The sequence below is a fragment of the Arthrobacter sp. SPT-J7 genome, assembly GCF_059089965.1.
The window spans coordinates 338,732-365,042 of the sequence record NZ_JBNHFF010000001.1 but is presented as its reverse complement, the minus strand read 5'-3'; the positions used below and the strand labels follow the sequence as shown (position 1 = coordinate 365,042).

Here is a 26,311-nt window from a genome sequence, read left to right as displayed (position 1 = left end):
GACAACCAAGATGAGTCATGGACGAAATGACCAATTACTTTCAACAGTACGTATCCCTTTTTGAGACCTTTGATGTGGTGGGGGCATTCTGGGTAAATATCCAGCTCACTTTCTGGGCCGGCCTAGGTTCACTGGCATTGGGGACCATCCTTGCGCTGATGAGGATATCCCCCGTCATGAGCTTCCAATGGGTCGGTGCTACCTATGTGAATATCTTCAGAAACCTGCCGCTCACGATCCTGTTGGTTATAGGCAGCCTCGGACTATGGGCGCAACTGGAAATCAACCTGGCCAGCGACTTCAACGAGAATTTCTTTCGGTTAGCTGTTCTGGGATTGTCGATCTACCATGCAGCCTATGTCTGCGAAGCAATTCGCAGTGGTGTCAACACTGTTCCGTTTGGTCAAGCTGAGGCTGCCCGTGCAATCGGTCTGGGCTTCGCCCCGGCAGCGCGATTCATCATTCTCCCGCAGGCTTTCCGAGGAGCTGTCGTGCCTCTTGGAAACACGTTGATCGCCCTAATAAAGAACACCACCGTCGCCAGTGCTGCAAGTGTCGCAGAGACCGCCGGGCTCATGAAGACAATGATTGAATTCCGTGCAGATGTGACTATTCCAATCTTCCTCACATTTGCTTTCGGGTACGTGATCCTCATCATTCCGATCGGACTTCTGATCACTTATCTCTCCAAAAAATTGGCGGTAATAAGATGAGCTTTGAGAAAAGCGTGCTGTTTGATGCACCCGGGCCCCGCGCAAAGCGACGCTTGATTGTTGTGAACCTCCTAGGTGCGGGTGTGGTTCTCGTGATCGTTGGGCTTGCGATGATGGGCTTGGCTGAAAAAGGGCAGCTAAGCGGCAGCATGTGGGCACCTTTCGTTACCGCGGATTCTTGGAAGTTCTACCTCCTTCCAGGACTGGCCAAGACCCTCCAGGCAGCAGCGATAGCCATCGTAACTTCTGTCGCCTTCGGCATCGTCTTTGGTGTCGGCCGGCTTGCGGAAAACGTTCTGATCAGAGCTATCTGCGGTATCGTTGTGGAGTTTTTCCGCGCTGTCCCGGTCCTTCTGATGATGATCTTTATCTGGCTCGGTCTGAGTGATTCCGGCCTGGTTCCAAAGGGAGAGAGTTCGTTCTATTCCGTGGTCATCGCACTCACCCTGTATAACGGGTCTGTAATGGCAGAACTCGTGAGGTCGGGAGTGCATGGCCTGCCAAAAGGCCAGCGCGAAGCTGCCCTGGTCATTGGCATGACCAGGACATCGTCCTTAAGGTTTGTTGAATTACCTCAAGCACTGTTGGCAATGCTGCCATCCATGATCAGTCAATTCATCATCATTCTGAAAGACTCAGCTCTGGGCTACATCATTGGTTTCAGCGAGGTTCTGCTAACTTCACGGTTGCTTGGTTCTGCCAACGGAAACATCCTGCCTGCGCTGATTGTGGCCGGCCTGATCTTCATACTCATAAATATATCGCTGGGGTGGTTGGCGCAACGGTCTTCATCTGTCCTGAGCCATCGGGGCGCTAAGCAGGTAGACGCTCGATCGCCAGTCATGGTTTAGCCACGGCTGCATGCTCAGACCACCAGTCCCTGCCCTGCCCTCGACGACGACAGACGGGACGGGCCAGGTCTGACGTCGCGCAGCCAAGGTAAATCTGGCGCGCTGTCGACCCCGTTCGCCGCGGCTCGCCGTTGCGTTCGAGAAACAGGGATGGTCCAGCCCGAGAACCCTCGGTTCTGCGGGCTGGTCGCCGCCTTCAACCGACTGAGGGTTTCCGTGGCAGGGCATCCTGAGAATACTGGTCCCATGAGCCTCTTTCGGACCAAGTCGATCGAACAGTCCATGGCGGATTCGGAGGAGCCAGGGCGGGAGCTTAAACGCACCCTGAGCACCTTCGACCTGATGATCCTCGGCGTCGCGGTTGCCGTCGGAGCCGGAATCTTCTCCGTCGGGGCGAAAGCTGCCGGCAGCTTTGCCGGCCCGGCGGTGACCCTGTCCTTCGTGCTCGCGGCCATCACCTGCGCGCTGGCCATCATGTGTTATGCCGAGTTCGCTTCGGCCATTCCGGTGGCCGGCAGCGCCTATACCTACACGTATGCAACCCTGGGCGAACTGCTGGCGTGGATCATCGGGTGGGACCTGATCCTGGAACTGTTCACGGCCGGGGCGGTCATCGCCAAGTATTGGGGGATCTATCTCAGCAATGTTTTCCTGCTCTTCGACGTCCATGTCCCCACCACGGTCAGCTTCCTGGGCCTGGAACTGACCTGGGGCCCACTGCTGATCGTTGCCATCTTCACCACCCTCCTGGTGCTCGGCACCGAACTTTCCGCCCGGGTGAACAACGTTTTTACCCTCATCAAAGTGGCGATTGTGCTGTTCGTGATCGTCGTGGGCTTCACGTACGTGCGGGCGGAGAACTACACACCGTTCGTACCGGAGCCGGTTCCCACCGCCGGCACGGGCGGAAACGCCTGGACCCAGTCGCTGTTCTCCTTCCTCAGCGGTGCGGAGCCACAGCAGTACGGCGTGACCGGCATCCTGGCAGGCGCGGCGCTGGTGTTCTTCGCCTTCATCGGTTTCGACGTCGTTGCCACCAGTGCGGAAGAGGTCCGCAACCCGCAGAAGACGCTGCCGCGGGGCATCTTCGGCGGTCTGGCCATCGTGACCCTCCTGTACATCCTGGTAACCCTGGCCCTGACGGGAATGGTCTCCTACAAGGATCTGGCGGCGGCCGATGAGGCCTCACTCGCTACCGCGTTCATTGATGTCGGGGCGGACTGGGCCGCCCAGGTCATCTCGGTCGGCATCCTGATCGGGCTCACCACCGTCATCATGGTCCTGCTGCTGGGCCTCGCCCGGGTTGCCTTCGCCATGAGCCGTGACGGCCTGCTGCCGCGCTGGCTGAGCCACACCACCGAGCACCACAAAACCCCGGCCCGGGTGCAAATCCTGGCTGGAGCGTTGGTGGCCTTGGTTGCGGGCTTCACCAACGTGGACGTGCTGGAAGAGATGATCAACATCGGCACCCTCTCCGCCTTCATTCTGGTGAGCATCGGCGTCGTCGTGCTGCGCAAGACGCGGCCGGACCTGCAGCGCGCCTACCGCGTGCCGGGCTCGCCGGTGGTGCCGATCCTGGCCGCGGTGCTGTGTTTCTGGCTGATGCTGAACCTGACCACGCTCACCTGGCTGCGCTTTGCGGTGTGGCTCGTCATCGGTCTGGCCATCTACTTCCTGTACGGCCGCCAACACTCGCGGCTGAACCATCCGGAGCTGATCCCGGTGGAACACGAGCGCGAGGAACATCACCGACTGGAGCACGAGCAGCGTGTCCGTGAACGAAGGGAACACCGGCACAACCCGGAGCCGTAATTCCGCCTGCCTCACGGGCAGCAATGGCTTGAAGGAGCAATGGCTTGAAGGGCTGGTGCTTCCCTGCCGCCGGCAGGGCCCTCGTCCCGTCATCCGCCGCGGCTATCATCAGAGGAATCCGTCATTCTGCAGAGTGGAGTAGCCCGTGGAGCTCGGCGCATTTTCGATCAGCCTCGCCGTCAAGGACATCACAGCTTCTGCTGCGTTCTATAGGAAGCTCGGCTTTAGCGAGCACGGGGGTGACATCGCGCAAAACTGGTTGATCCTCAAGAACGGAGAGACCGTCATCGGACTCTTCCAAGGCATGTTCGAGAAGAACGCGCTGACCTTCAACCCCGGCTGGAACCAGAACGCCGAGGCGCTTGACTCCTTCACAGACGTGCGCGACCTCCAGCGCGAACTGAAGGCGGAGGGCGTGGAATTCCTCTCGGAAGCGGACGAGGGAACGTCGGGGCCCGCGAGCTTCATGCTGCTGGATCCGGACGGCAATCCGATCATCGTGGACCAACACGTTTAAGCAGGGCACGACGACTGCGGCCCCGGACCACAGGGTCCGGGGCGCAGTCCGTTCACATCGTTAGAGCGTGCGGATGTTTTCGGCCTGAAGCCCCTTCGGGCCTTGGACCACGTCGAACTCGACCCGCTGGTTTTCCTCCAAGGAGCGGTAGCCGCCGGAGGAGATGGCCGAAAAGTGCGCGAACACGTCCGGTCCATCGTCATCCTGGCTAATGAAGCCGAAACCCTTTTCGGCGTTGAACCACTTGACGGTGCCTGTTGCCATGCTGATTATCCTTCTTGGCCGCACCGCCGGCTCCCGGTCGGGAACCTATCCCCGCAGGCGTCCACTTACAACCTAGGGGCGCCGACCACCGGGGGCAAGACCCATTCATGGTGGAAGGGTCTGTGGCCCCTTCTCCGAGGGAAGTGGCCACGGGTGGCAGCGGCTAGTTCCGCCACCCCCATCCACGAGTTCCGGCTCGGCGCCCGAATAGTGGGCAGATAGTAAGGGTGATTACAATTCAAGGCATGCCTACACGAACCGAGACTCAGAGCCCGTCCAAACTGAAACGGGGCATCTCTGGCCCGATGCTTTACCTGTTCATCCTCGGTGACGTGCTCGGCGCCGGCATCTACGCGCTGGTGGGAGAAGTAGCTGCCGAGGTCGGCGGAGCCATCTGGGTGCCTCTGGTGATTGCACTGGTGCTGGCCCTGCTCACCGCGTTCTCATATGCGGAGTTGGTCACCAAATACCCGAAGGCCGGCGGCGCGGCGGTCTTCGCCGAGCGGGCGTATGGCATTCCCGCAGTCTCCTTCCTGGTCGGATTCTGCATGCTCGCGGCAGGGGTGACCAGCGCAGCAGGCTTGTCTTTGGCTTTCGCGGGTGACTACCTCAAGCCGTTTCTGGACGTCCCGACGGCGGTCGCCGCGGTGGTGTTCCTACTACTGGTCGCGCTGCTTAATATGCGCGGCATCAAAGAGTCCTTGCGCAGCAACATAGTGATGACCGTGGTCGAGGTTTCCGGGCTGGTGTTGGTCATCGTTCTGGTGGGGCTCATGCTTGGACGCGGCGACGGCGAACCGAGCCGCGTTGTCGAATTCGCCGACGGCGTGCACCCGGCCACCGCCGTCCTCGGCGCGGCCCTGCTTGCCTATTACTCCTTCGTGGGGTTCGAGACCTCGGCGAACGTGGCAGAAGAAGTGCACGGCGTCTCCCGGGTCTACCCCCGAGCGCTCTTCGGCGCTCTCATCACCGCCGGAGCAGTTTATGTGCTGATCGGCCTGGCTTCAGCGATCGCCCTCCCGGTGGACGAACTGTCGGATTCTTCCGGACCGCTGCTCGCCGTCGTGGATGCCACCGGGTTCGGCATCCCGCACTGGCTCTTCGGCATCGTCGCTTTGATTGCCGTCGCCAACGGCGCCCTGCTGACCATGATCATGGCCAGCCGCCTGACCTACGGTATGGCCGAGCAGCGCCTCCTGCCGTCGGTATTGGCTCGGGTGCTGCCGAACCGCAGGACGCCCTGGGTGGCCATTGTTGCGACGACGCTGGTGGCCATGGCCCTGACGCTGACGGGCGACCTCGAGTCATTGGCCGAAACCGTCGTACTGCTGCTCCTTTTCGTGTTCCTCAGCACCAACATCGCTGTTCTGGTGCTGCGCCGCGACTCCGTCGAGCACAGTCACTTCAGGGCCTTCACGCCGATCCCGTACCTTGCCATCGCCTCCTGCGTGCTGCTGCTGACGCAGCAGAGTGGCGAGATCTGGTTGCGCGCGGGCATTCTGCTGGCCATCGGATTGGGGCTGTACACCGGCGGCCGGCTGATGGAACGCCGACGACGCGCCCACTAGACGCGTGAATGCCTACGGCACGAATCAGTGGCCCCATCGGGGGGCGGTCAGAATTCGCGTCAAGCGCTGCACGGGAATCAGCACCCGTCGAGGATGCTGCCACGCACGCAAAGGAACGACGCCCGTGCCCAGGTGAGCACCGACGTCGTTCCTTACGTTGTGGGTGAGGTGTAAAACCTCAGCGTTAGCTGTCCGCGGCAGCGGTGCGGGAGCCGAGCTGCTCGTCCAGGCGCAGCAGGCCGGGGCCGTCGTCATTGACCAGCTTGACGCGGCCGATGATCTCGCCGACGGTGGCTTCTTCTTCCAACTGCTCTTCGACGAACCAGTTCAGCAGCGGGATCGAGTCGATGTCACCCTCCTGCTGCGCCAGCCGGTACAGGTCGCGAATGGATTCGCTGACCTTCTTCTCGTGCGCCAGCGAGGCTTCGAACGCCTGCAGCACGGTCCCGGCGGAAACCGCGGGAGCACTGATGGCTTGGATCTTCGGGTGGGCGCCGCGGTCCGTCATGTGGTCGATGAACTTGTTGGCGTGGACCACCTCTTCCTCGGCCTGGGCGCGGAACCAACCGGCGATGCCGGGCAGGTCCACGGCATCCATTTCGATGGCGAGCTGGCGGTAGACCACGGAGGCCTGAAGTTCCAGCGTGACTTGGTCGTTGAACGCTTCTGCAAGTTTTCCTGTGAGTCCCATGCTTCCCAGACTAGGCGCCGGTTTGTATCACCGCCACCAAGGTAAGGCAAGCCAAGCTGAGGAAAGCCTGCACTATCCCTCAGCTCAGCTGCCGGTGGCGTGGACTGGGGCAGCGGGCTTGGCCAGGCCCTCAACAACGACGGCGTGGGGCAGCTTCGCCAGTTCCTGCGGCCGGAGCAGCAGCTTGCTGGTGCGGTTGCCGCCGCCCATCACCACGCGGTCGCGCTCCAGCACCGCCGAATCGATGTAGATGGTGTGGCCCGCGGTGCCGATGGCGGTCACGCCGCCGATCTCCATCCCGGTCACCGCTTTGGTGGTTTCGGCGTCCGCGAAGGAGGCGCGCTTGACGCCCAGCAGCTCGCGGACCGACTTGTTCACGTCCAGCCGGGTGGTTCCCAGCACCACGCAGACTGCGTACCTGGCCGGCTCCACTTTCTTGGAAGCCACCAGGATGGTGTTGGCCGACTGGTCCAGCGAGAAGCCGTAGTGATTGCAGAACGCAGCGGTGTCCGCCAGTTCCGGATCGCACGCCAGCACCTCGTAGGTCAGGCCGTGCTCGGCGAGCGCTGCTTCAACCGCAGGCAACAGGGTGGCGGCGCTCATGATGCCTGTGTTGCCCCCGCCGTCTTGGTGACCGCGGCCAGAATGGCCTCGCCCAGTTCGGCGGGCTTGGTGAACTGCGGCCAGTGGCCGGTGGGCAGATGGACGTATTCCACGTCCTTGATACTGGCCACCTCCACCATCTGCGGGGCCCCGGAGTCTATCCAGCCTTGCAGTTGCTCCGGCGTGAATTCACAGGTGATGATCGTGGCCGGGACGCTGAACCGTCGCTCGTCGGAGAGGTGCTGCGGGTCTTGGGCAACGCCCTTCGGCTGCGGGATGGCGCGGGCGCGGAAAGCGGCGCGGAGCCCGTCGTCCAAGTCCACCAGGTCCTCTTCCCCGAAGAAGCTCCAGTCCGGGAGCGGCACTTCATTCCCTTCGGCGGGCAGTTCGTCGTTGATCACGCCGCCTTCGCCCAACGGACCGCTGTCCACATAGATGGCGCGCAGAATGCGGTCCGGGCGCTGATCCACCACGCCGTGGATGATGGCGCCGCCGCCGGAGTGCCCCACCAGGATCACCGGCCCGCCCAGCTCGTCCACTGCCTTCAGCGTCGCGTCAATGTGGTCCCGTAGGCCAATGCCCGCCCGCGGGGCGTCCACGGACTCCAGCCCGGGCAGCGTCAGAGGGTAGACCCGGTGGCCCGCGGCGACCAGCGGCGGTGTCACCTCCGACCATGACGACGCGTCCAACCAGAATCCGGGTACCAAGATGATGTCCATGTCAGGTGACTCTAGTGCCCGAACCGTGACCCGGGACACCCCGTGGGTCGAATTCAGGACAACTGCTGTCCTCTGGGTGCCGGGCAGGCGGGCTGAGGCCCGGCTGGCATGACCGGGGAGCCATAGGCTGGGCTGTGAGAACATCGCTTGTCCGACCCGGAGGACCACATTGGGGATCATGAACGACCTTCTGGGTCCGTCCGCGGTGGCGCAACTGCGCACCTCGCTGGCCTTGGCCGCCGACCAATCCGCCTGGCCGGCCCTCGGGGAAGCCGGCGGCCGACTCGAACCGCTGGCCCTGCGGGCCCGGGCCGGCCTGCTCGCCGCCGCGCTGATCGACGATCTGGATGCGGACTACGGCCGGGCTGCCAAGGTTTTCCGCACCGCCCTCGCCGATGGCGGCTTCAGCGGGTGGCTCCTGTTGCCGGTTGGTGAGGCCGCGGTCACCCTGGCACTCCGAGATGGAAGCCGGCGGGTTTTCGACGACGCATTGGCGCTGCTCGCGGAACTGACGCCGCGGATGAGCAGCGAGTTCGCCATCCGGCGGCTGCTGATCCAGGATTTGGATCGGGCCCTGGAAACCATCCGCGGCTGGACGGCGCACCCGGACGAGCACGTCCGGCGGCTGGCCAGCGAAGGCACCCGGCCCTATCTGCCCTGGGCCGTCCGGGTGCCCGGCATCATCGCCCGTCCGACGGCGACGCTGCCGCTCCTCGACGAGCTGTACCGGGACGACAGCGATACCGTCCGGCGCTCGGTGGCCAACCACTTGAACGACATCTCGCGGCACGCCCCGGCTGAAACGGTGGCCACCGCGGAACGCTGGAGCACGACGCCGGACGAGCGCGCGGCCTGGGTGGTGCGGCACGGGCTGCGCACTCTGGTGAAGAAAGCGGACCCCGGCGCCCTCGCCACGCTCGGTTTCACCTCTGGAGCCGTGGCGGTATCCGCTCCGCAACTTGACCAAAGCATTGTCCGCCTGCCCGGGGAACTGGGCTTCGCCGTCGAACTCCGCAACGAAGCGGCGGTGCCGGCACGCGTTGCGGTGGACTACGTGGTGCACTACGTCAAGGCCAACGGGGCGCTGGCCCCCAAGGTGTTCAAGCTGGCGGTGGCCGACCTGGCGCCGGGCGAGATGCGCCGGTTCCGCAAAACGCACGGCTTCCGGCAGATGACCACCCGCGTGCATTACGCCGGCCGGCACTTGGTCCAGGTGCAGGCGAACGGGACGCTGTCCGCACACGCAGCCTTCGACGTGGTGACCTGACCAGCTGCTGCCTGCGACCTGACAAGCGACCTGACCGAAATCCGCTGAGCGCATGATTTGGTGCTGATCGACGTGCCCGGCCGTCGCCATTCGATAACCTTTCTGTAACCTGTTTCTGTTATGCCAGCGGATACACCGCCTCCTGCAGATGCGACCAGTACCGATGAAGGAACTGCCATGAAGCTTGACCTGCCCCCGCCGCAGACCTCGGCCGTTGCACCACGCCCGCTCCGTACCGGCCTCGCAAAATCGAGGTGGCCCCGATGATCGCCACCGTCGATGAGCAACGCAAGCTGCACGTTTCACACCACAGCGCCGCGGATATCGGAACGGTGGCCGCAGACCTGGTCGCCGGACTCGTCGAAGAAGTGCCCGAAGCCGTCATTGGCCTAGCCACCGGATCCTCCCCTCTGCCGCTGTACCAATCTTTGGCACGCCGCCGCCTGAACCTGGCCGCCGTCAGCTGGTTCGCCTTGGACGAATACATTGGACTGCCGGCCGGCCACCCCGAGAGCTACGCCGCGGTCATCGAGCGCGAAGTCATCACCCCGCTGGGCCTCGACCCGGCCAAGGTTCTGCTGCCGGACGCCGGCCGGCCGGATGTGGACCAGGCGGCCGCGGACTACGAGGCGGCCATCGCTGCCGCCGGAGGCATCGACCTGCAGATCCTGGGCATCGGCCACAACGGCCATCTTGCCTTCAACGAGCCCGGGTCAGCCTTGGATTCGCGGACCCGGGTGGAGGTGCTGACGCAACGCACGCGGCAAGCCAATGCTCGCTTCTTCGACTGCCTGGACGACGTGCCCACCCGCTGCATCACGCAAGGCCTCGGTACGATTTTGGCCGCCAAGCGGCTGCTGCTGCTAGTGCAGGGCCGGGACAAAGCCGAAGCGCTCCGCGATGCCCTGACTGGCCCCATCCACCCGGACTGCCCGGCCTCCGTCCTGCAATTGCATCCCGACGTCACCGTCCTCACCGATCTGGGGGCCGCCTCGCTGCTTCCGGCCGGAGCGTTATCGGCGTCGTGAATCTGGGTCGACGGAATAGCCGCCGGCTAGCCATGTTGTGACTGATATGCAGCTCGCCAACCTTCCTGTCTCTATCCTGGACCGCGCCAATGCCCGCGAAGGTAGCTCGACGTCGGACGCGCTGGCGGCCACCGTTCGGCGGGCGCAGCAGGCCGAGCGGCTGGGCTACCACCGGTTCTGGGTGGCCGAGCACCATGGCGTGCCCGGGATCGCCGGTTCCGCCCCGACGGTGCTGATGGCCGCGGTGGCCGCGCAGACCAAGCGGATACGCGTCGGCTCCGGCGGGGTGATGCTGCCCAACCACCAGCCCTTGGTGGTGGCCGAACACGCCGCGACCCTGCAGGCGCTCTTTCCTGGCCGGATCGATCTCGGAGTCGGCCGTTCGGTGGGCTTCACGCCGGCGGTGCGGTCGGCGCTGCGGCAGGACAAGGACGCCTCGGACCGCTTCGCGGAGGACCTGGTCGAGCTGCTGTCCTACTTGGACGGGACCGCTGCCATTACTGCCCGCCCGTACGACGGCGGTGCAACCCCGCCTTTCGTGCTGGCCACTGGCAAAGGCGCGGAGATCGCGGCGAAGGCGGGCCTCGCCGTCGTTGTTGGAGGCCCGGCCTTCACCGGGCGCAAGCCGGAATTGGCCCGCGGCGTGCTGGCGCGGTACCGGAAGAACTTCCGGCCCTCCGCCTATTACCCTGAACCGTACGTGATTGCGTCGGCGAACGTGGCCGTGGCGGACTCGGCCGAAGCCGCGCGGGACCTGCTGCTGCCCGAGGCGTGGGCGATGGCGCAATCCCGCACCCGTGGGGAGTTCCCGCCGCTGGCGCCAGCCGACTCCATCCGGGCCTTGTCGATGACGGCGCGGCAGCAGGTGCTCGTGGACGAGACCCTGGCTGCTGCAGTGCACGGCACCGCAGACCAAGTGGCTCAGCGGCTCGGCCTGCTGCTTGAGGCGACCGGGGCCGACGAACTGATGGTCACCACCAACACCTTCGACACCGCCGCCCTCGCCGACACCGACCGTCGATTGGCGGCACTGTTCGGGCTGCCCGGCTAGCTCGAACACCGGCAGGCAGGGTGGGGCGGTGCCGTTCCGGTTTGCAGGCAATGGGATTCCCCGTGGTCGCCCGGCTCGCGGTGGGACGGAGCCTGCGCGATCCATTCGAGCTTCCGCCGCCGACGGGTTGAGTCCTCCGTGTTGCGCCGCGGATCCGCGTTAGACCGCTAGAATCCAGATGCGAGGAGTCGTAGCCTGCCCAGTCCGGATGCCTCTACGCATGTTTCTTGCTAAAGCATCCGGAAGAAGAGGCTATGTCCGCTCGTCTGCTCGTCGCCCTGACAACGGCCGCCGCCGCCGTCGGCATCATGGCCTTCGCCGGACAGCCGGCTGTCGCCGCGGCCCCTGTGACGCTTCAGGCCGCCCCGGCCTACCAAGCGCCCGCCCTCCACGGATCTTCGCTAGACAGTTACCCCTGGGAGCCGACCAAGAAGTTCACGGTCTGGCACGATCCGAGGTCCTCCGGGTACCGGATCGCCCTGCAGCTGAAGAGCGGGACCAGTTGGAAGACGGTGGACTCCAAGGCACCGGGCAGGGAAGGTAAGACAACGCTTGGCTACAAGATGGCCAAGGAGGGCACCGTACAGGTGCGCATCGCGGCTACCGAGGGCAGCCGAACCCTCTCCGCGAGTCCGGCCCAGAAGGTCCTCTGGAAGCGCGAACGTTCAGCCATCAGCCACCGTTACTCGAACTACACGAGGCCGTTCGCGGAAGCCGAAGGCAAGGTGGCGGCGGGCGACCAAGCCCGGCACGGCGTCTACGTCTGGACCGGCAGATCCGCCCGGACCGGGGCCCTGCAAGTGCGCAGTAACGGTAAATGGGTCACCGTGCAGAAGCTGGCCTGGAAAAAGAAGACCAGCGGACCCCCGCCCTTGGCCATAGCGAAAACCCCGGAGACGAAGTCCAACGTGACGCGGAAATATCGGATTGTGGTGAATGCCTCGGCGTACGAAAAAGGCTGGACCTCCAAAACTGGCACCGTTCGGCACGAAAACCCGCGCAGCTACACCGGATACCGCAGGCTGTCCTACGACTACATGAAGCAGTACTGCCCCAACCAGATCATCACCGTGAAAAAGGGAGGGTCAGCCAGCACCGCCCACTCCGGTTCGCTTCGGATTGAAATGGCGCCCGGGTACCAAGGCAGCCAGCACCAGGCGATCGCTCTGCACGAGTGCGCCCACATCATCACCTTCCGCCTTTACGGCAACGGCCTTGAGGCGATGGACAGCCGATTGAACAAGATCTTCAAATCCGGCAACGGGGTCGAGATGGTTGCCGACTGCATGGCCTACCGGATGGGCGCCGACCCGAAGGCGGAGGTCAACTGGTACACCCAGGACTGCAAGGGAGCCCGCGGAACGGCTGCAAGAAACATCCTGGCCGGCAAGAAGCCCTGATCGGAAGGACTCTGGCCGAGGGCAGACCGAACTGTCCAGAGGTGCGCGCGTCCATGACGTTCCACCTTGCACGCCGTGAAGAAGTGCTCTCGCAGTGGTGGAACGGGTCCGGCCTCCCGCGGCGATGCAGCAATAGCCGGCCTCGGAGAACAGGCAGTATTTGGCGTCCGGCGGGGTATCCGGGATCCACCGATCGCTCGGCCTCCAGTGCAGGGCGCAGGGTGGCACAGATAGGGCCGCCCTGTCCGGTTCGTTAAGCGGGATCGACTCTCATTTTGCCGAAATTTCATTTTTGTTTGCGACTGCTCGGGACGCGATGTAACGGTTAAACCGCAACATTCCCACAAAGAATTGGAGCAAAAATGACGTTTCGAATTGCCAAGACCGGCCGTCTCGCAGCAGCTGTAGTTACCGCAGGAGTGGTGACCACCGCAGGAGCAGGAATCGCCTCGGCCGCCGAGGACCCGACCGCTGTGGAAGCAGGGGTCACTTCGTCCGTCAACGAAACGCAAGACTCGTTGGTGTCCATCTCGGCCGAGAATGTGTACATCTCGCCGTCGCTGTTGGTCGCCAACCAGGTGTCCCCCGAAACGCCGGTTGAGGAGCCGGCGCCAGTTGAAGAGGCACCCACCGAGCAGGCCCCCGAGGCACCGGCTGAAGAGGCACCCGCCGACGAAGCACCGGCTGAAGAGGCACCCGCCGACGAAACACCCGAGGCACCGGTTGTGGAGGCACCCGCCGACGCAGCACCCGAGGCACCGGCCGAAGAGGCACCCGCCGACGAAGCACCCGAGGCACCGGTTGTGGAGGCACCGGCCGAAGAGGCTCCCGCCGTCGAAGCCCCGGTCGACGAGGCACCCGCGCTGGGTTGGAAGGCCGTCAAGGCTGAAGCAGACGCTGAATGGAAGGCAGCCAAGGCCCAGGGCCAGGCTGACTGGAAGGAAATCAAGGCCGCCGGTAAGGCTGACTGGAAGGCTGCCAAGGTCATCGAAAAGGATGGCCTACAGGGCAACTGACCATCTGTCCTGTCCGCTAGGGGCGGCCTCCCATCCAGGGAGGCCGCCCCTTCCGTCATGAGCTGCCCGCTCCGTCAGGACTCACAGCCGACGCCATCGCCGTCGCGGTCGAATTTGGTGTCCCAGCCGGGATCACCAGCCTTGATGGGTGCCGCACCGGCATCCTTCACGGCGGTGCAGTTGGCGTAGAAGACATTGCCACCGGACCGGGCCGGCGCAGGAGCCTCCTTGACCCGGGCGGGCTCAGGCTTTGGTGCCGGGGCCGGAGCGGCGGCGACCGGCATAGCCACTCCCCCATCGGTTGGGACAGGCTGGTCCGGGCACGACGTACTGAGGATGTTCTTGATCGCATCCCGCTCTGCCTTGGTCATCCACAGCCCGTACTTGGCTTTCACCGCGGTCTGCAGTGCCACATACTCACAGCGGAACGCTTTGTTGGGCGGCAGCCAAGTGGCTGCGTCGCTATCGGACTTGGCCGCGTTGGTGGGCCCGTCGACGGCCAGCAGGTTCAGCGGGTCGTTGGCGAACGCTTCACGCTGGTTCGGGGCCAGCCGCTGCGCCCCCTTCTGCCATCCATCCGAGAGGGCAACGACGTGGTCGATCTGAACCGCGCCGCTGGTGGTGTTGCCGCGGACGAAGTGGATGGTCGCCGCAGTGAACGGATCGGCCAGCACCCCGGAGGTCACCACGCAGCCGCCTGCCTTGACCACGACGTCGTCCAGGTCGCGTTGAAGGATGTCGTTGCGCGCATCGCAGCCGTTGCGGTCCGGATCCTTCCAGCCCTTGCCGAACTGTTCCCGGGAATACCCGGTCTTGGGCGCCCGGCCCTTCACCTCAATGGCGGCCAACTGCTCCAGCGCTGTGCCGGCAGCGGGTCCCTGTTCAGCTTGTGGCTCGGGTGCCTCGGACTTTTCTTGGATAGTGGCCTGCGGCGCGCGCGGCGATGCGGTGCCAGAGGACGATTCGGTGACAACGGGTGGTTCGGTGGCAACGGGTGCTTCAAGGACCGGGGTGCTGCAGGCAGTCAGTCCGGCCAGCAGCACGCCGGCGAGGGCAAGGCGGATGCGTTTCATATCCCTTCATGTGTACGGCAAGTCCGTGCCCCGGCGCTGGCGGACACACCGTTGTGCCGCCCACATGCCAGCACCGTAGCCCCCTGCCCGGGATTGTTTTCCTGCAAGGAGTCGTCGTTACGGGCTGTGTGCGAGGGCTAAGGACGGCACGGAAGTTATGATCCGATGCGCAGGCCGTTCCAGCCGCCGACACCAACGGTGACGCGCTTCTGAATCTTCTTTGAGGAGACCGGGTAGAAGTGCAGGTTGCCCTTCTTGTCGCGGGCCAGGATGCCGGGCTGTCCCGCGGCCAGATGCCCTCCGGCGGCTGACAGGTGCGTCATAGCCTTCCAGCTTGTACCGCCGACTACTTTGCGGGTCTCCTTCATGAGCTGGCCTTTGCCGTTGGAACGGTAGAGCTTCAGCTGCCCGGCAGCATTGCGGGCGACCAGGTCCATCTTGGTGTCGCCGTCGAAGTCCATGGCCATCAGCTCCGAGCTCTTCCAGTTGCCCGAGCTGAGCAGTTTCCGCGCCGCGGGCTTTGCGCCGTCCTTATTGACGTAAGAGTAGAGCTTGCCGTCGCGGTTCTTGGCAATAATGCTAGGAAACCTGTCGGCGCTCCTCCATTGGGCGACGACGATGGTGTTGCGCTGCCAGCCGCTGGTGCCCAGCGTGGACCGTTTGAAGCCGCCGTATTTCAGTCCGTAGTCGACGGTAAGCCGCCCGTCCTTCCAGTTGGCGATCAAATCTTGGATGCCGTCGGCGTTCCAGTCGGCAATCTCCACGGTCAGGGAAGTGCCCCAACCGGCGGATACGTAGCGGCGTTTGTTCAGGTCCCTGCCCTTGGCGGACGGATAGATGTACAGTTTGCCGGCGGAATCCACAGCAACGACGTCACCGGCCTTGGCCTTGGGCGGCGCGACGGCCGCCGGCATAGCCTTCAGGTCGTTGGCCAGAAGTTTTGGCATGTCGTAGGTGTAATGCGTGACGCCCGGCAGGACTGTCATCTTCGTGCTGGTGAACCCCAGGGCCTTGTATTTTTTCTCCGCGCGCTTGGCGGTGTCCAGAGCAGACCAAGTTTTCAAGCTGGTACCGCCCTTGCCGTCGCGGCTGCCGCTGATCCAATGCAGCTTCATTTTCTTTACGGCTGAGGAGGGTGCTGTCTGCATGCCGTCGTATCCGCCCCCGCCAACGATGGTGGCGCCGCCGCCCTTGATCCATTCCTGGCGGTCGGCGAGGATTTCGTAGGTGATGAACTCGGCGCCGCCGGAGTAGCCGTGGAACCAGATACGGCGGGAATCGAGTTTGTATGTGGCGATCAAGCTCGTTGCCAATGAGCGGAACCAGTCCCCGTTACGGTCGGCGTCTTCCCACCAGGTGATGCCACCCTTCTTGTCCGGGGTGATGACCGGGACCATAATCATGTTCTTTTTGACGGCCTCCGCCGCCATCTTCTTCATGACGGAGCCCTCGGGGTGGTGGACGTAGGACTGCTTCGGCTGGGAGTAGTCGCCGTGGAAGACGAACAGCACGCCGACGGGCTTCTTTGTATCGATACCGCTGGCGTAAACGTGGTATCTGCTGCTGACTCCGTTGGGCGCGGTATAGGTCTGGTAAGTCGCGCTGTACGGTACCGCGGCCTGCGCCGGGATGCTGACAACCAGTGCTGATGCGATCAGGGACGTTCCGAGGGCAGCTCCGAGGAGTGCGCGGAGGAGGGACTTCATCAAACTGATTCCGTTCGTCATGCATCCGACCGCGGGAATGCGGGCACGGGTGTCACGGGTTGCAATCGGCCGCAAGAGCGCATGCGTAAGGGAATCTTTGGAAATCGTCACCGGTCCCCGGGCCTGAACTGTTTTAGCGTTCGGAATGAGGGCCTAGGATTCGGCACCAGGGAAACAGCCAGGGACGGCCGCGATGTCACTGCTAAATCCTTAAACGACAGTCGTTGCGAAAAAACAAAGCGGCTGGAGTATAGATCTCTCGAATTCTTTCGACGCTCGGGAAACGGTTGCGATAGCCGGTTAGTTTTGGACCAGACCAATTCAGCCGTCATTCTCGCTTCCGGGGGCTGACGAAACGCAGGCCCGGAAGCTCCGTGCAGTGCAGTGCCGTAGTCTGACGATGACAAGAGTCGCCCCGCTTATTCAGCAGGGGCCTGAAGCATGGGGGTTCTGCTTGAAAAGGCCGTCGGTTGGGCTCACCACAGTTTTGCTGTTGGCGGTAGGGATCTCTGTGGGTACGGGGTCGCTTTTGGGCGAGTCCCTAATAGCGCCTTGGGCTTCCCCTCCCTCACCACCAATTACGGATACGGCACCAGCGGCAGGTACCGGCGGGGAAGTGAATGCAGGGTTCCCCGCATGCTCACCCAGCTATGCCGATGGCCCTAGTGCTGATCTGGACCAGCGCAACATGATTGGTCCGGAGAACAGCGTTGTGGTGTCACCCGCAGAGATGCGCGCGATGGGCATGTCCGAAGCCTTGATCAAGGCTCAGACCGAATCCTGGAATAAGTTGTCGCCGGAAGAACAGCAGGAACAACTTTGCCGGGCGGCGCAACAACGAGCCGCCACTAATCAGTAGCTGCGAACCACTCAGGCTCGCCCCTTCAAAATCAGGTGCCAGTAAATCTGCGGGAAAATGCGCCGGTCCATCACCCACTGCCAGCGCCGTTCCTTGGCCATCTTGAGGAACGGGTAGCTCGGTTGGGGGCGGTATTTGTCGTCGAACTCAGCAAAGAACGCGGTGCGGCGGCTCAGCGTGAACGGGCAGACTGAGTAGCCGTTGTAACGGGCCTCCGGCGCGCGCCCGGCCAGAACAGCGGTGAGGTTCTTCGCCAGTACCGTGGCCTGTTTGCGGAGCGCCCCGCCGGACTTGGAGTTACGTGTTCCGGCCGCGTCGCCGAGTGACCAAACGTTGGGAAATCGCGGGTGGCGCAAAGTCTCTGGATCCACCTCGACAAAGCCGCCACTGCTCCCGCTCGGCGGCAGTGAAGTGGCTTTTAACCAGTCCGGCGCCGACTGAGGCGGAACCACGTGCAGCAAGTCGTAGCGAACCTCCCGATCCCCCGAGGAGCCGTGCAGCACCAGTGTCTGTGCCTCAGGATTGACCGAGGCTACGGTGGTGGAGGTCCACAGCGTGATCCCGTACTCGCTGATCTTGCGCTCCAGCTCCCGGTCCACGTCCGGCATCCCGAAGACGGTAGGCGTGGCCACCACCAAGTGCACGTCAATGTCCTGCAGCACGGTCTGTTCCCGCCAGTAGTCGCAGGCCATGTAGGCAATTTTTTGGGCGGCACCTGCGCACTTTGCGGGCCCGGGCGGCTGGGTGAATACGGCGGTGCCCGCGCGCAGCCCTCGCACCAGGTCCCAGGTCTTGGGGACCAGCGCGGCGTCGTAATTGGACGAGCCATGCGGCGCGGCCATGGCCTCGGGCAGCCCGGGAACACCGTCCCAGTCCAGCTGCAGGCCCGGGCAGACCACCAAGTGCTCGTAACCAACGCGGTCGCCTCCAGCCAGGACGACGACGTTCTCCTCCGGCAGCACGTCGGCCGCCTCCCCGCGGATCCAGTCAACGCCCTGCGGCATGACATCCGCCTGGGAGCGGACTGCTTCGGCCATTCGTGCAGCCCCGGCTCCTATGTGGGAGAACAGCGGCTGGAAATAGTGCTGGTCCCGAGGCTCAATGATTGCGATGTCCTTAACCTTCCACCGGCGAAGCCGCGCTGCCAGCGAAATTCCCGCATTGCCGCCGCCGACAACCACTACCTGATGGTGCTTGTCCATGTTTCGGCCTTCCGTCATGGGCGGCCGCGCCCCAGCGGCTCCCGCGTCCGCCCAGTCCACAACGCCCGGGCCCTTCCGTCAAGGCGGGAGCCTGCGAGGACCGGCTCATAAGACGTCGGCCTCGATCTCCACTGCACCAGTGCCCGCGTTATCCACTGGAGACTGCCTTACCCCGTGAACACTGCGGCCAAAGGGGTTGATACGTTGAGGCCAGCCCCACCCCGGGCTGGAATCGAGTACTACAGTGGGTGCATGGCTGCCAGCCGCAATCCGCTCGACGACCTGCGCGAAACCATCGGCCATCTGGCCGATCAGCTCAAGCTGCACGGTTCGGAGCGCGTCGATCTGGTCGGCGATCTCATCGGTGCAAGGCCCGGGCCGGCCCGGCCGCTGTCCGAGGTGCAGGCCGAGCTCGATGCGCTGGTCGGACTGGAGACCGTGAAGGAACAGGTGCGGGGCCTCGTCGCACTGCTCCAGGTCCAGGCCCGCCGTAAGATGCACGGCCTGCCGGAGGTGGCCACATCACAGCATCTGGTGTTCCTCGGAAACCCGGGCACGGGCAAGACCACCGTGGCGCGGCTCCTCGCCGAGATGTACCGCGCGGTCGGTCTGCTGCAGAAAGGCCATCTGGTCGAGGTCGACCGTTCGGGCCTGGTGGGGCAGTACGTCGGCGCGACCGCCATCAAGACGGACCGGGTGATCCGGCGTGCGCTGGACGGTGTCTTGTTCATCGACGAGGCCTACGCGCTGGCCCCCGAGGACGGCCGGGCGGACTTCGGCCCCGAGGCGATCGAGGTCCTGCTCAAGCGGATGGAGGACCACCGCCACCGCCTGGTCGTGATCGTGGCCGGGTACCCGCGGCTGATGGAGTCCTTCCTGCTCTCGAACCCCGGCCTGCGCTCCCGGTTCGCCCGCGAGATCACGTTCCCCGACTACTCCGTCGACGAACTCCAGACGATCTTCCATCAGATGCTGGCCCAGCACGAGTACACGCTGGAGCCGGGTGCGGACCAGATGCTGCGCCGCATCTTCACTGGGCTCCACGCGGGCGAGGACTCCGGCAACGCACGGTTCGCCCGCACCCTGTTCGAGCAGGCGCTCAACCGCCAGGCGCTGCGGCTGTCGCTCGACAAGGAACAAAGCCTCGACGCGCTCGATCGTGAGGCCGTCATGACGCTCACCGCGGACGACATCGTCGAGGCCGCGCTGGCTTTGGGCGAGGAGCCGGAACCGGAACCGGAGCCGGAACCGGAGCTGTCACGCTGGTGGCGCTGGCTGTCCTGACCGGATTTGCGACGGCTGTCAGGCGAATGCTGCGTACGCTGCGGCTGGTCTGCAAGGTCCGACGGAAGAAGCGCTACAACTCTTGCCACGCGTCAAGAATTGCAGCGAAGCAGAAGGCGCTGAAGGTGTAAAGCAGTAGATTTGAGAGCAGACATAAGGCCCCGACTTCCCTTTGTCTACAAGGAAGTAGGGGCCTTTCATGTAGTGGAGCTTAGGGGAATCGAACCCCTGACCTTTTCATTGCGAACGAAACGCTCTACCAACTGAGCTAAAGCCCCGTGCCACTGCGTTCGATCATAAGACTGCGGGACGCCGATCGCCAAGCTGACAGGATGCAGTGTTGCGCTCCAGACACCCTGCCGTGGCGCCCGGCACAACCAGTGTCCCCGTCCACTTCACCCGTGCTGATAACAAATGTGCAGCGCTCACTGGCATCCGCCAAGCAAGTCGAAACGGCGCCATAGACTCTGGCCATGGACAACAAAGTTCTCAAGGCCGTCTATACGGTCTTCTTGGGGGTCATCATCGCGCTCTTCGTAGGGCTCGGCATCCGCACGTTTTGTGCCCCGCCGGAGGTGCCGGAGTACCCGGTGGAGATGATTATCGAAAAGAGCAATCCCACGGATGAAGAGCTGGCCAAGCAGCGGGAGCTGCAGATACAGCAAGAAGCGGCCTTCCGCGAGTACGAGGAGGCATCGGATATCTACAACCGCAATGTCACCATAGCGGCATTGGTCAGCGCGGTTGTCCTACTCGGTCTGAGCCTGGTGGTCGAGAGGCGCAACCGGGTGTTGGCCAACGGCGTCATGCTTGGCAGCCTGTTCACACTGATCTACAGCATCACGCGCAGCTTCATGTCCGGAAACACCACGCTCTCATTCATCGTGGTGACCGTTGGCCTGGCCATCGTACTGTTCCTCGGTTACAAGCGGTTCTTCCAGCCACGCGAGAAGCAGAACACTCCCCCGCTCAACGGCAACACTCCTGCGAACGCAGCTTAAGCCTGCGGTCATCAGACCCAGCAGCATTCCCCTCTAGACCTGTAAGCATCGGGAATACTGCGCTCTAGCTACTGCGCGGGTGGGGCAATCATGTTCTTGGGCCGTCCCATAGTTTTCTTCCACCCCGAAGGCAGTCTTCCGTGCCCACTCATCGACTGAGCACCGGAAATTTTGAGGGAGAATAGAGGTTCGCAGTTTACGCAAATATCAATAATCGTTGGGGGAAAAGTGGCATCTGTTGGCACAGCTATGTCAACTGCATGGCAGGCAATAACAGGCACCGTCATCGGCAACCGCGGTGGCCGTGGTATCAGCGGTTGCTGTTGCAGCGGGTAGCTTGGCCGTCGCGGGCGCAGTCAATCAAGATCGCGGCGAAGTCGTCCGAATCATCGATGGCGACACCCTCGTCATAAATCACAAGCACCGAGATGAAACCGTTCGACTACTGAATGTCGATACGCCGGAGACCAAGGACCCAAATCAGCCTGTCGAATGCCTTGGCCCAGAGGCAACTGACAGCCTCGAAGCCATCGCTCCTCCTGGCACCAAGGTCCGACTCGACTTCGATATCGAGCGGGAAGACCGATACGGCCGCACGCTTGCCGCGGTTTTTGTGGGCGACTCGTTAGTAAACGCAGAAATTGCTCGGCGCGGCCTTGGCCATGCTGTCTACTACGAACCCAACAAGAAGTACCTAAGCCAGGTTCGCGAGGCTCAGGCACAAGCAGAAGCGTCGGACCAAGGCATGTACGACCCTTCCATCGGCTGCACGATCCCTGGACAAGTTCAGGACGCTATTGAGCAAGTCGACACGGCTATGGCGGCGACGCCAGACAATACTTCTTCGGCAACCGCGGAGACGGTCACAGCTTTGGTCGCCGCCCTCGCCGCCGCTAAGGCAATCGAGTCCAGTCTCCATGCAGCCACCAACACAGCGGATGCAGTCCTTTGGGCTGCTGCAGGGACAACTGATCGTGATCAGCTAACCTCCCGAATTGGTGCCACCATCAAGTCCGGTGAAGTGAAACATGAACAGCTATCAGAGCGACGCGACAAGCTGAAAGCGGCCGAAGAAAAAGCTGCTGCAGAAAAGAAGGCGGCTGAAAAAAAGCGCAAAGCAGAAGCGAAGGCTAAAGCTGAACGCCTCGCCGCCGAAAAGAAGGCTGCTAAGGAACGCGCTGCCGCTGAACGGTTGGCAGCGGAACAGGCTGCCGCCCAGGCTACAGAAGCAGCCCGGCAAGCCCAAATTGCCGCCGCGGAGCGTCAGCGCCAGTTGCAACAACAGCAGCAGGCGCCTGCCCCGGCACCTCCGGCTTCCAATCCCTATCCGGGTTACACGGGACCGCGTTGCTATGCCCCGGGCGGCCAGTCTTGGAAGCCTTGCCCTTAGCCCGCGCTGACCTCTTAACCAGCGAGACCCCTGACTGCCCGGAATCCGGACTGGCAGGGGTCTTCGGCTGTGTGAACAACAAGGTCCGGGCTTCGCGGGCCCGCCAACACTGCCCGGCCTCGTGAGCTTGGACTGTGCACCTCAGCGGGCTGCGGCTTGTGGCTTGGCCCGATCTGATGAACATTCCAGCAGCATGACTACAATCCGTGCAAGTGGCAAACTTATACTTGATCAGACTGTTCAAACAGCCGGCGGACGATCGACAGGAAGTGGTCAATTTGCAGCAACTGGATGCCACCGACCGGCGGATCCTGCTGGCGCTGGACGAGGATCCACGGGTCCCGGTAATGATGTTGGCGCAGCGGCTCGGCCTGGCACGCGGGACCGTCCACTCCAGACTGGAACGCCTCGCAGCCTCGGGCTGTCTTCGTACCCACTCGGCGCGGGTACTGCCCGAGGCGCTGGACCGGGGCGTGATGGCGATGGTCAGCGCTGAACTGGACCAGAGCAAGCTCAATGATGCAGTGGAAGCCCTCCGGAAGATTCCGGAAGTGCTCGAGTGCCATGCCCCGGCCGGCGATACAGACCTGCTGATCCGCGTGGTGGCGCACAGTCCGGACGACCTGTACCGGGTGAGCGAGGAGATCCGGTTCTGCCCGGGCATCACGCGCACGTCAACACAGATGTTCCTGCGCGAAGTGATCCCCTACCGGACCACCGGGCTGCTCCAGCAGGACTGATTTCTAGACGAACTGCACCAGCACGCCGACCACCCAGACCGCGCCGGCCGCGAACGCGCAGCCTAGCTCCACCAGCATGCCCAGACCCACGGCCTTGAGCGCCGCCCAACTGGCCCCGACCGCCTCGCCGAAGTGCCGCCGTCGGGCATATTCACTGAGCAGCAGGCCGGCCGCAAACCCGATGAACAGCCCCACCACGGGAATCACGAACATTCCGACCACGCCCGTGAGCACGGCGACCAGGATGGACCAGTTGGGCACCTGCCGCTGCTTCAGCCGCCGGCCGGTGAGCACCAGGCTGGCCAGCATGCCGGCTGCCACGAACACCATGCCGATGGCGAAGACCACCCAGCCCACCATGTTCTGCAGGGCGATGGCCCAGACCAGCAGGCTGATGCCGATGGTGACGGTGCCGGGCAAAACGGGCACGACGATGCCGGCAATGCCGACGGCGATGAGCAGACCGCACACAACGGTCGCAAGAATCTGAGCTTCCACCCACCCACACTAACCGCTCCGCCACAAGCCAACGGTCGGCTGACGCTGCGTACAGCCACTGGAGAGGCGGCTCGAAGGACGCAGCAGCACCCACAGGCGCCGCCCGCGCCGCCGAGCCGACTGATGGTGGACCGTGCTCATCGCGCACCATTATCCTCCGCGAGCGCATTTGGGCTATCGCCGTGCAGCGGCTGAGGCCGCGGAGCGGGATTTGGCTGTTGCAAGTTGCCGGACCAGGACGTTCCGCTGGTCCGTGCGTCCGGTCACCGGCGGCGTGTGTCGTCCGCTCCGCGCACCGGGACGACATCAGCAGCCTGCAGAGACGCCTCGTGATCTGTGGAAGTTTGCTGTTGCTCGTCCGAACGTTCCAACCCAACTTGAGCACCGCCGTCGTCCGCCGCTGCCTGAATGGCCTTGGCGCGCCGCTTCCGCTTCACCACGAAGAGTACGACGGCGGTGATCGTCACCGCGGCGCCTGACGCCGCCCACGGAGACGCGAGGATGAGGGCGGCCCAGGCCGCAATCGCCGCCAGCCCAATCGTGGCATAGACGACAGCCCAGATCAGGCTGCCGGCGATGACTGCAGGCAGGAAGCGGCGCAGCGGCATGCGGGCGATGCCCGAAGTGCCGATCACGGCGGTCTGCAGCCCGACAGTCAGAAAGCACAGCGTCACGGCGAGCGGGCCGAACCTGGCCATCATCTCCTCTGCCCGGCGCATTAGCGGGCCGTCCATATGCTTTTCCAGTCTGGTGTGCCGGCAGCCAGCGGCCACACCTCGCCCCAGCCAGTACGTGGTGTTGGACCGGATCATCGCACCGCCAAACAGCGCGGCGATCGCCCACCCCAGCGGCAGTCCGAGGAAGAAATCCATGACCGTCCTTTCACTGGGGAGCGGATCGGACAGCTCAATTTTACGCCCTGTAGAACTGTCTGGGATGCCGCGAACAACCTTTCTGTCTAGGGACAACCACGGCCCAGCGCGAGAAAATCCCGTGGCCCCCAAAGGAAACCGGCCGGGAGTAGCGGGCCCCACCCGTCTTGGTGGGATGGGGCATCAAACGTTGGAGCGGGAGAGGGACTCCGCGTGGCGCATGACGAGCGACGCGGAGATCAGCGCCGCCGAAAACGGCAAAAAGGTAGCCGTCATGAGCAGATAGACCGTTGACACTGCCATGGCGACAGGCGCGCCTGCCATAACAGTTGTTGTTCCGAAGTTACCCAGAATCAGTGGGCTGAACACGATCAACAGCACCGCAATGGCGCCCAACAAAACGCCGACCCGCATGGTGGTCTTTGACATTTTCGACGCCCGCATGGTGTCCCCCTCAGCCCGTGACCCGTTGGTGTCAGCCAAACACTGAATGACAGAGATGACAACTAGGCGAGGCCACGCTGGAGCACGACGCCGATGTGACAGCACGAATGATTCGGCGCGCTGCATTCAGAATCCGCCCCAGACCACGGACTCGGTTACGGCATCACGTCCCCGCTGTTGGGACCCAGTGTCTGCCCGGTGTAGAGGTCTCCTCCGGGCGAGGAGGCCAGCAGCAAGGCCGTGGGCGCTACCTCGTGGACGTGTCCGAAGCGGCCGATGGGAAGCTCTGCCTGTTTCGCCGCCTTCCACTCGTCCGAGAGTCCTTCGATCAGCGGAGTGAAGATGGGCCCCGGGGCGATGGCGTTGACCAAGATGTGGTGCTCGGCCAATTCCAGCGCCATGGCTTTGGTCATGCCGATCACCCCGGCCTTGGCGGCCACATAGTGAGTCAAACCGACCCCACCCTTGATCCCGAGCTGCGAAGCGATGTTGATGATCCGGCCTCCGCCGCGATCCACCATGTGGGGCGCTGCCCAACGCGCGGCCAGAAACACGCCTTTCAAGTCCACGGCGAGGGTCTTATCAAACGTCTCTTCGGTCATTTCCAAAAGCGGCGTCTCGTCGAGAATGCCAGCCGCGCTGACCAGGATGTCGATACCGCCGAACGTTGCCGCGACGTGGTCCATCACCTGCCGCACGGCTTCGCCATCGGTGACGTCGAGGGAGAGGGCAGCGGTGCGGCCGCCGAAGTCGCCGGCTTCACCCGCTACCTTTGCGGCGCCCTCTTCATCCCGGTCCAGCAGCGCCACGTCGGCGCCCTCCTGGGCAAAGAGCAGGGCGATGGCCGCACCGATGCCGCCGCCACCGCCGGAAATGACGGCGACCTTGTTGACGAGCTGTTGTTCCATCTCAACTCCTGTCCGACGCTCAGCTCGGCCAGCGGACAGTCAGCCCGCCGTCGACAATGAGCTGTTGTCCCGTGATGTAGGCCGAGTCGTCGCTGGTGAGGAAGCGGATTGCGCGGGCGGCCTCGTCGACGTTGCCCACCCGGCCCCACGGGATGATAGATCCGGCGGCGTCAAGGCCTTCCCGGCCCAGCGAGTTCACCGGATCCAGGGACTGCGGGCTCTCGATGAGCCCCGGAATGATGGCGTTGACCCGGATCCGGCGCGGAGCCAGCTCCACGGCCAATGACCGGCACAGGCCGAGCAGGCCGGACTTGGCGGCGGCATAGTGGCTGTGCTCTTCCCAGCCGTAAACGCCGCCGGCGATCGAGGACGTGGCGACCATTGCCCCGCCGTCGTCCATCCGCATGCTGCAGGAGCGGAAGACGCGCAGGACACCGGAGAGGTCCACCGCCATCATGTCGTCCCACGCCTCGTCGGTCATGTCGGCCAAAGGCGCCCGGCGCAAAATACCGGCCGCGGCCACCGAGATGTCCAGCCGGCCGAACTCGTCCAGCGCGGCTTGGGCGAGGTTTTCCGTGTCCTCGAAGCGGCGCACGTCCATCGGGACGGCGACGCAGCGCCCAGCGGCCTCCTCGACGGCACGGACCGTATCCGTTGCGTCGTGGGGGTCCGAGGGGAGGTAGCCAATCACACTGTGGGCGCCGGCCCGCGCATAGGCGACGGCGAGCGCCCGGCCGATTCCGCTGCCGCCGCCGGAGATTACGGCGACCTTGCCCTCGAGTCCGTCGTCGCGGTTCACGCGGTCACCGTCCTTCTGTTGTTCTTGCGGTTGGC

At 63.7% G+C, this 26,311-nt stretch carries 27 protein-coding genes and 1 tRNA gene; 15 read left to right on the top strand and 13 right to left on the bottom strand.

Translation table 11 applies throughout. From position 1 onward, the window contains the following. Positions 1 to 17 precede the first annotated feature (17 nt). From AC5RWX_RS01675 to AC5RWX_RS01660, 4 genes are all read left to right on the top strand, one after another. Complete coding sequence (locus AC5RWX_RS01675) at positions 18 to 713, top strand: amino acid ABC transporter permease (protein WP_494096911.1); 696 nt, start codon at positions 18 to 20, stop codon at positions 711 to 713. Next, positions 710 to 1,564, top strand: a complete 855-nt coding sequence (locus AC5RWX_RS01670; RefSeq protein ID WP_494096910.1) for an amino acid ABC transporter permease — start codon at positions 710 to 712, stop codon at positions 1,562 to 1,564. Before AC5RWX_RS01675 ends, AC5RWX_RS01670 begins: the two co-directional genes overlap by 4 nt. A 246-nt stretch (positions 1,565 to 1,810) precedes the next feature. Next, complete coding sequence (locus AC5RWX_RS01665) at positions 1,811 to 3,376, top strand: amino acid permease (RefSeq protein ID WP_493944197.1); 1,566 nt, start codon at positions 1,811 to 1,813, stop codon at positions 3,374 to 3,376. Between the two features lie 145 nt (positions 3,377 to 3,521). After that, complete coding sequence (locus AC5RWX_RS01660; protein WP_494063728.1) at positions 3,522 to 3,893, top strand: VOC family protein; 372 nt, start codon at positions 3,522 to 3,524, stop codon at positions 3,891 to 3,893. A 60-nt stretch (positions 3,894 to 3,953) separates the two neighbouring features. On the opposite strand, the gene AC5RWX_RS01655 is transcribed toward AC5RWX_RS01660, so the two are convergent. Beyond that, positions 3,954 to 4,157, bottom strand: a complete 204-nt coding sequence (locus AC5RWX_RS01655) for a cold-shock protein (protein WP_127512273.1) — start codon at positions 4,155 to 4,157, stop codon at positions 3,954 to 3,956. A gap of 245 nt (positions 4,158 to 4,402) precedes the next feature. Here AC5RWX_RS01655 and AC5RWX_RS01650 point away from each other — a divergent pair, with 245 nt between their 5' ends. After that, positions 4,403 to 5,725 carry an APC family permease gene (locus AC5RWX_RS01650; protein WP_494096909.1) on the top strand — a complete coding sequence of 441 codons (1,323 nt, stop codon included), beginning with the start codon at positions 4,403 to 4,405 and terminating at the stop codon, positions 5,723 to 5,725. A 184-nt stretch (positions 5,726 to 5,909) separates the two neighbouring features. Here AC5RWX_RS01650 and AC5RWX_RS01645 read toward each other — a convergent pair whose 3' ends face one another. From AC5RWX_RS01645 to AC5RWX_RS01635, 3 genes are all read right to left on the bottom strand, one after another. After that, entirely contained in the window at positions 5,910 to 6,416 is a 507-nt protein-coding gene (locus tag AC5RWX_RS01645) for a ferritin (RefSeq protein WP_493939909.1), read from the bottom strand. A gap of 84 nt (positions 6,417 to 6,500) precedes the next feature. After that, the gene (locus tag AC5RWX_RS01640; RefSeq protein ID WP_493944194.1) at positions 6,501 to 7,019 is read right to left on the bottom strand and encodes a YbaK/EbsC family protein; all 519 of its coding nucleotides are present in this window, start codon (positions 7,017 to 7,019) and stop codon (positions 6,501 to 6,503) included. Next, positions 7,016 to 7,738: an alpha/beta fold hydrolase gene (locus tag AC5RWX_RS01635; protein ID WP_493944193.1), complete on the bottom strand. Its 723-nt coding sequence runs from the start codon at positions 7,736 to 7,738 to the stop codon at positions 7,016 to 7,018. Before AC5RWX_RS01635 ends, AC5RWX_RS01640 begins: the two co-directional genes overlap by 4 nt. Before the next feature lie 178 nt (positions 7,739 to 7,916). Between AC5RWX_RS01635 and AC5RWX_RS01630 the strand changes: the two genes are divergently transcribed. From AC5RWX_RS01630 to AC5RWX_RS01610, 5 genes are all read left to right on the top strand, one after another. Then, positions 7,917 to 9,005, top strand: coding sequence for a DNA alkylation repair protein (locus tag AC5RWX_RS01630; RefSeq protein WP_494096908.1), 1,089 nt, complete (start codon positions 7,917 to 7,919; stop codon positions 9,003 to 9,005). A 263-nt stretch (positions 9,006 to 9,268) separates the two neighbouring features. After that, positions 9,269 to 10,033, top strand: coding sequence for a glucosamine-6-phosphate deaminase (locus AC5RWX_RS01625; protein WP_494096907.1), 765 nt, complete (start codon positions 9,269 to 9,271; stop codon positions 10,031 to 10,033). Positions 10,034 to 10,079: 46 nt separating this feature from the next. Next, entirely contained in the window at positions 10,080 to 11,084 is a 1,005-nt protein-coding gene (locus AC5RWX_RS01620) for an LLM class flavin-dependent oxidoreductase (protein ID WP_494096957.1), read from the top strand. Positions 11,085 to 11,338: 254 nt separating this feature from the next. Further along, positions 11,339 to 12,484 carry a hypothetical protein gene (locus AC5RWX_RS01615; protein ID WP_494096906.1) on the top strand — a complete coding sequence of 382 codons (1,146 nt, stop codon included), beginning with the start codon at positions 11,339 to 11,341 and terminating at the stop codon, positions 12,482 to 12,484. Positions 12,485 to 12,846: 362 nt separating this feature from the next. Then, entirely contained in the window at positions 12,847 to 13,500 is a 654-nt protein-coding gene (locus AC5RWX_RS01610) for a hypothetical protein (protein WP_494096905.1), read from the top strand. Positions 13,501 to 13,574: 74 nt separating this feature from the next. On the opposite strand, the gene AC5RWX_RS01605 is transcribed toward AC5RWX_RS01610, so the two are convergent. After that, positions 13,575 to 14,573 carry a GmrSD restriction endonuclease domain-containing protein gene (locus AC5RWX_RS01605; protein WP_494096904.1) on the bottom strand — a complete coding sequence of 333 codons (999 nt, stop codon included), beginning with the start codon at positions 14,571 to 14,573 and terminating at the stop codon, positions 13,575 to 13,577. 155 nt (positions 14,574 to 14,728) lie between these two features. Continuing rightward, the gene (locus AC5RWX_RS01600) at positions 14,729 to 16,279 is read right to left on the bottom strand and encodes a hypothetical protein (RefSeq protein WP_494096903.1); all 1,551 of its coding nucleotides are present in this window, start codon (positions 16,277 to 16,279) and stop codon (positions 14,729 to 14,731) included. A gap of 616 nt (positions 16,280 to 16,895) precedes the next feature. Here AC5RWX_RS01600 and AC5RWX_RS01595 point away from each other — a divergent pair. Beyond that, complete coding sequence (locus AC5RWX_RS01595) at positions 16,896 to 17,138, top strand: hypothetical protein (RefSeq protein ID WP_494096902.1); 243 nt, start codon at positions 16,896 to 16,898, stop codon at positions 17,136 to 17,138. A gap of 11 nt (positions 17,139 to 17,149) precedes the next feature. Here AC5RWX_RS01595 and AC5RWX_RS01590 read toward each other — a convergent pair whose 3' ends face one another. Then, positions 17,150 to 18,340 carry an NAD(P)/FAD-dependent oxidoreductase gene (locus AC5RWX_RS01590; RefSeq protein ID WP_494096901.1) on the bottom strand — a complete coding sequence of 397 codons (1,191 nt, stop codon included), beginning with the start codon at positions 18,338 to 18,340 and terminating at the stop codon, positions 17,150 to 17,152. A gap of 252 nt (positions 18,341 to 18,592) precedes the next feature. On the opposite strand from AC5RWX_RS01590, the gene AC5RWX_RS01585 reads away from it, so the two are divergent. Continuing rightward, a complete protein-coding gene (locus tag AC5RWX_RS01585; protein WP_494096900.1) occupies positions 18,593 to 19,624 on the top strand; it encodes an AAA family ATPase in 1,032 nt (343 codons plus the stop codon). 205 nt (positions 19,625 to 19,829) lie between these two features. Here AC5RWX_RS01585 and AC5RWX_RS01580 read toward each other — a convergent pair. Further along, positions 19,830 to 19,902, bottom strand: a tRNA-Ala gene (locus AC5RWX_RS01580). Between the two features lie 195 nt (positions 19,903 to 20,097). Between AC5RWX_RS01580 and AC5RWX_RS01575 the strand changes: the two genes are divergently transcribed. The 3 genes from AC5RWX_RS01575 (at position 20,098) to AC5RWX_RS01565 (ending at position 22,755) form a co-directional block, all read left to right on the top strand. Then, positions 20,098 to 20,625 carry a hypothetical protein gene (locus AC5RWX_RS01575; RefSeq protein WP_494096899.1) on the top strand — a complete coding sequence of 176 codons (528 nt, stop codon included), beginning with the start codon at positions 20,098 to 20,100 and terminating at the stop codon, positions 20,623 to 20,625. Between the two features lie 298 nt (positions 20,626 to 20,923). Continuing rightward, positions 20,924 to 22,015, top strand: a complete 1,092-nt coding sequence (locus AC5RWX_RS01570; protein ID WP_494096898.1) for a thermonuclease family protein — start codon at positions 20,924 to 20,926, stop codon at positions 22,013 to 22,015. Positions 22,016 to 22,293: 278 nt separating this feature from the next. Further along, complete coding sequence (locus tag AC5RWX_RS01565; RefSeq protein ID WP_493942213.1) at positions 22,294 to 22,755, top strand: Lrp/AsnC family transcriptional regulator; 462 nt, start codon at positions 22,294 to 22,296, stop codon at positions 22,753 to 22,755. A 3-nt stretch (positions 22,756 to 22,758) separates the two neighbouring features. Here the strand turns inward: AC5RWX_RS01565 and AC5RWX_RS01560 are convergent, their stop codons facing one another. From AC5RWX_RS01560 to AC5RWX_RS01540, 5 genes are all read right to left on the bottom strand, one after another. Further along, entirely contained in the window at positions 22,759 to 23,253 is a 495-nt protein-coding gene (locus AC5RWX_RS01560) for a DUF456 domain-containing protein (protein ID WP_494096897.1), read from the bottom strand. 263 nt (positions 23,254 to 23,516) lie between these two features. Beyond that, positions 23,517 to 24,125: a DedA family protein gene (locus AC5RWX_RS01555; protein WP_494096896.1), complete on the bottom strand. Its 609-nt coding sequence runs from the start codon at positions 24,123 to 24,125 to the stop codon at positions 23,517 to 23,519. A 183-nt stretch (positions 24,126 to 24,308) separates the two neighbouring features. Continuing rightward, positions 24,309 to 24,554: a hypothetical protein gene (locus AC5RWX_RS01550; RefSeq protein WP_493941117.1), complete on the bottom strand. Its 246-nt coding sequence runs from the start codon at positions 24,552 to 24,554 to the stop codon at positions 24,309 to 24,311. Between the two features lie 170 nt (positions 24,555 to 24,724). Next, positions 24,725 to 25,477 (bottom strand): SDR family NAD(P)-dependent oxidoreductase, encoded by a 753-nt coding sequence (locus AC5RWX_RS01545; protein WP_494077751.1) that lies wholly within the window; start codon positions 25,475 to 25,477, stop codon positions 24,725 to 24,727. Between the two features lie 19 nt (positions 25,478 to 25,496). After that, positions 25,497 to 26,276: an SDR family NAD(P)-dependent oxidoreductase gene (locus AC5RWX_RS01540; protein WP_493944048.1), complete on the bottom strand. Its 780-nt coding sequence runs from the start codon at positions 26,274 to 26,276 to the stop codon at positions 25,497 to 25,499. Positions 26,277 to 26,311: the final 35 nt, after the last annotated feature.